Origin of the sequence: Stieleria sp., assembly GCF_041595215.1 — a bacterium.
GTDB lineage: Bacteria > Planctomycetota > Planctomycetia > Pirellulales > Pirellulaceae > Stieleria > Stieleria magnilauensis.
Genome location: NZ_JBFHKV010000686.1, coordinates 1 through 4,764, shown reverse-complemented (window position 1 = coordinate 4,764; position 4,764 = coordinate 1). Strand labels below are relative to the sequence as shown.

The window sequence follows — 4,764 nt, the reverse complement described above, 5'->3', positions numbered from 1 at the left end:
TTAGACGCCTCTATGGATGCCTTTAGGCATCGCGTCTCTCCGCCAGCCGCTTCGCGGCTGCGGGGGGAGCGGCTGAAGCCTGGACACCAACACTCACGATGGTTTTTCGGCAGGTGTTGGTGTCCAGCCTTTAGGCGCCTCTATGGATGCCTTTAGGTATCGCGGCTATCCGCCAGTCGCTTCGCCGCTGCAGGGGAAGCGGCTGAAGCCTGGACACCAACGTCACATATGTTAGAAAAATAACAAAAGAGGTTTTGCCCTTGACGCTCGATTTGTTACATTTCTAACACTTGGATTCGACACCCGCGTTTGCCCCCGGAGTCCAGCGTGCGTTCTGACCTTTCCCGCCGCGAGCGGCAGATCATGGAAGTGATCTATCAGCTCGGCGAACCGACGGCTAACGAGATCGTTGCGGCGATGCCCGACGAGCTTGCCAATGCGACCGTGCGGACACAGCTTCGCACGCTCGAATCAAAAGGCGTCGTCAAGCACCGTCGCGAAGGAAAACGATTCGTGTACTTGCCCGCGGTGCCGCGAAAAAGTGCCGCGGCCAAGGCGTTTCGCAAAGTCCTGGAAATCTTTTTCGGCGGTTCGGTAGAAGACGCTCTGGCCACACACCTTGCCGATCCCAAAACGGAATTGACCGATGACCAGGTCAAGCGTCTGCGTCGATTGTTGAACCAACATCAAACCAAAGGCGGCAAGCAATGAGCGATCGCGTGAACCACTGGTTGATCGATAGTCCGCTGTCACTGTGTTTGGTCGTGATCGTCCAAATTGCGGTCGTTTCGGTCATCGCATGGTTGGTCGCGGCCCGGATCAAACGCGTCGACGCAGGACGCACGTATGCCGTCTGGCTGACGGCGGCTTGCTTGACCTTGGGGATCTTGCCGGCGCATCTGCTGCTCGGCGGATGGAAGATTCCGTTGGCTTCTGCGGAAGTCGATGTGGCAAGGCAATCGATCGGCACAGATCAACGGGCGCGGCGGAATGATGGCCGGGCGATGCAACCGATGGCAGTCATCCCGAGTCCTTTGGAACGAGAAGAAGACTCAACGCTCGTTGATTTGACCGCGCAACCGAACCGGCTTTCCACCGCCTTGCCGGCCACGTCGTCGTCCGCATTCACCTCAGCAGGAGAGGGCGTTTTACCGGGTCGCACGAGCGATCTCCGTAGCTCAGCCCCCATCGATCGCAAGCTCGATGGATCGACGGCATTGACCGTGTTTGTTTGGATCTATGTCGCTGGATTTGTGTGGGTGGCGTTGCGATTCTCGGCCGGGATGATTCGATTGCGTGTCGCGGCGGCGAAGGGACAGCGTGTCGATCCGCAATTCGTTGCGCTGGCCAGTGACTTTGCCGAACGGATCGGTTTGACGCGAGTACCTTTGATCGTGCGGACGGATCGCACTTCGATGCCGCTGGTGTTCGGCCTGTTCCGATTCACCGTTCTGGTTCCGAGGCAATTTGAATCGTGGAGTGACGATGAAATTCGGTCGACGTTGTTTCACGAACTGATGCATGTTCGTCGGCATGACGGTGCAGTCCAGCTGATTGCGTCCATGAATCTGATGCTCTACTGGTTCCATCCCGCCGTTTGGTGGATCGATCGGCGGCTCTCCGAATCGCGTGAATGGGCAACCGATCGCGATGTCCTGATCGCAACATCCGAAAACCACAGCGGACTGTCGTCGGGGCGTTATGCCGAGAGCCTGCTGAATATCGTTTCGCGATTCCGCAGCGAAGGAACGACGACTCGACTTTCCAATCGTTCGGCCATCGCGATGAGCCGTCACACTCAAATTGAAGATCGCTTGACGTTGATCCTCAACGGCGTTCCGGGGCTGTCCCGCTGGCGAATCGCTTCGTTGCGATTGATGGTCGCATTGCTTGCTGTGGCGGCAATCGCGACGACGGTGCGGCTGGAGCATTCAATCGCTCAAGGAACTCCGGACCAGCAAACGCAGTCGGATTCAGCGGATACCGGTCAAGCGGAAGCAGACAACGCCGGCCCCGTGTACGAGCCGATTCGACCAGACGACAATGACTTGATTGCCCGAGTACTAGGGTCTAAACCGACGCTGGCCGAGCCGGATGATTACGCAGTGATCGTCAATGTCTCCGGCACAGTCCTCTCGCCCGACGGCCAGCCGGTGTCGGGGGCGGCGGTCGTACTGAGGGAATCGAGTGGTCACAGAGTGTCACGTGATCCTCAAAAGTACCTTTACTCGGTGGACCGAGATCTGATTCGATCGCCCGACGTGATTGGGCGGACCGACACAAACGCGAGCGGCGAGTTCGAATTCGCCGCTGTCAAAGCACCCGCGTTTCCGAATGATCGCACGGACCGTTGGGTAGGCTCACTCGTTGCTGCAATGCCGGGCGCGGGCGTCGCCACGTTGCAGCTGATCATCGAAAAGTCGAATCCGAAGCCGGTCGAAGCAATCACCTTGCAACTCGCGAAGACGAACTCCATCAGCGGTCGATTTGTGACGCCCGATGGCCAACCCCTTGGCGGGGCGATCGTGAACCTGACAGGCTTGTACGCGCCGACGGCCGATCCATGGGATGCCCCCGAGCGATTCGAATTGTTGATGAGCCAACTGACACCGAAAACCATCACCGATAAATCGGGGAACTTCGAGTTCCAAAACATTCCCGCTGGCTTAATCGCCTCGGTCTACGCCTCTCATGTTGACTGGGAGGACGGGTTCGCGGCCATTCGCACCAGCGATGATGTCGCGATCGGAAAGTTTGAACGTCCCAATCCCAGGCTTCCCAGCGGAGAGGTCGTGGAGAGCCCGGCAACAGTTGTCGCCGATCCGGGTTATACGCTCTTTGGTCACGTCAGCGACGAGAGGGGCGCGGCGATCGCGGGAGTCAGCGTCTATCCATCGTCCAGCGTTGACCGCCACGAGACCGATTCGGAAGGCAACTTTCGATTTCGCGTCGCGACACACCTGATCAAATACTATTTCGATCGCGACGATCGGCCGATGAAGTTTTCGGTCGTAACGCCCGAAGAAAGCCCGTTCCTGTTGAAGCAAATCGAGCTTTCCGAGGAGCAAGTGACGGGAAAAGAGCCGATCAATGTTGTGCTCCCCCGTGCCGTCGCGATCAGCGGGATAATGGTGGACGCGTCGGGAACTCCCGTTAAAGGCATCTCGATACGTTCGCTCGACAGTCCGGCGCCGTACGGGGCCGTTTCGAAAGAAAACGGAACGTTCAGTCTGAAACTCCCCCTGGGCGAGCACTTGTTGATGATGACGACTAGGGAACCGGGCTATGCGATCCCTTCGTCTTCATATGGAATGACGAAGGAGGAAGCCGCGTCGTTACCGCATCGAAAAATCACGATCACCGATTTTGTCCCTCGCGAGCTTGAACCGATCGTGGTCCCCAAGCTGGCCACGTACCAAGTCATTGTATCGCTGCCCGACGGTAAACCTGCCGTTGGGGCATCGGTAATTCTGCGTGACGAAGCACCGGCTAGCACGAACGCTCCCGAATTCGATCGGGCACCTCGCATCGTGGATAAGTCCGAGGCCGAAACCACGAATTCACACGGGCGCGCCACGCTGGTTCCCCAAGGGGTGACATCACCCAAAGCGTTCATCGACGTCAAGTATCTCCGCGATGACGCCGCCTTCGACGGCACGGTCAAGCTGAGCGAAGCCAAAGACGGCGTCGTCCATCTGGTGTTGCAATCTTCCGCGATCGTCGAAGGCCGCGTGTTGCTCGATGGCAAGCCGGTCGCTGGAGCCCGAATGCAAGTCAGCCTGACTAAGCCTATCCAGCGAACTGCCAACGGCATGACCATGACTGTCATTCAATCCAAAGGCCATCAGTTCGTCACGACGGACTCCGAGGGTGTGTATCGGGCATCCGTGCCCGCCGGAGAGCGGGTCAGCGTCAGCTTGAACCGTGTGCCGAGCCTCAGTGTCGGAGCGGGGATTGGCTATAACGCACAACCCGCCAGCGACGGAAAGCTGATCGTCAAGGACTTTGAATTGATTCGCGGTGACCAGGAGATCGCCGGACGTGTGATTGATGCCGACGGCAACCCGGTCACCAAGGCGATGGTTTCCATCCGCCGCGACCGGAACGTCATCCCCAACTTCTGGGTTGATCACGATCGCGAAAGCCAATCGACGACCGACGCCAACGGACGGTTTCACCTCAAAAAGGTCCCGCAAGGAAACTATCAATTGATGGTCCGCGGTCCCCGAGGCGCAAGTTCCGTCTCCTCGGCACGGATCTCCACGATGGTTTCGGTCAGTACCGGCGAGACGGATCTGGACATCATGTTGAACCTGCCAAGTGGCCCCCCGATCCAGAGATTGATACCAGTGGAAATCACCCCCAGGCGGTAGCAACAAGTGGGATTGGATTCCAGGATCGTCATTGGCCGGATCGATGAGCCTGGAAGCCGATCCCACACCATCACCCAAGACGCTAGACCCAAAAATGCTCTCGATCAAATTACTGTTGTCGCTGCTGCTGACCGCCGGGACCGCCGAACTGTCAGGCCGGGTGGTTGATTCCGAGGAGGCTCCGGTTGCCGGGGCGATCGTCGTCGTCAGCACGGCCAAACCACGCGTCGGCCCGGCCACCACCTGCCCGTCGTGCTACCGCGATTGCACCAAACGCACGACCACGGACTTAAACGGACGGTTTTCGATTTCTGATCTGTCCGACAGCTTGCTGTTCAGCTTGGCCGCCGGCGGTGCGGGCTATCAAGGCCAAGTCTCCGAGCACTTTGAC

General features: G+C 58.4%; 3 protein-coding genes. All 3 read left to right on the top strand.

Annotation, left to right across the window (positions count from 1 at the left end):
• Positions 1-327: 327 nt before the first annotated feature.
• Entirely contained in the window at positions 328-711 is a 384-nt protein-coding gene (locus ABX749_RS22505; RefSeq protein ID WP_372897962.1) for a BlaI/MecI/CopY family transcriptional regulator, read from the top strand.
• Between the two features lie 8 nt (positions 712-719).
• Positions 720-4,373 (top strand): carboxypeptidase regulatory-like domain-containing protein, encoded by a 3,654-nt coding sequence (locus tag ABX749_RS22500; protein ID WP_372897961.1) that lies wholly within the window; start codon positions 720-722, stop codon positions 4,371-4,373.
• 43 nt (positions 4,374-4,416) lie between these two features.
• Positions 4,417-4,764 (top strand): carboxypeptidase-like regulatory domain-containing protein (locus ABX749_RS22495; protein WP_372897960.1); only part of this gene is annotated, 348 nt, incomplete at its 3' end.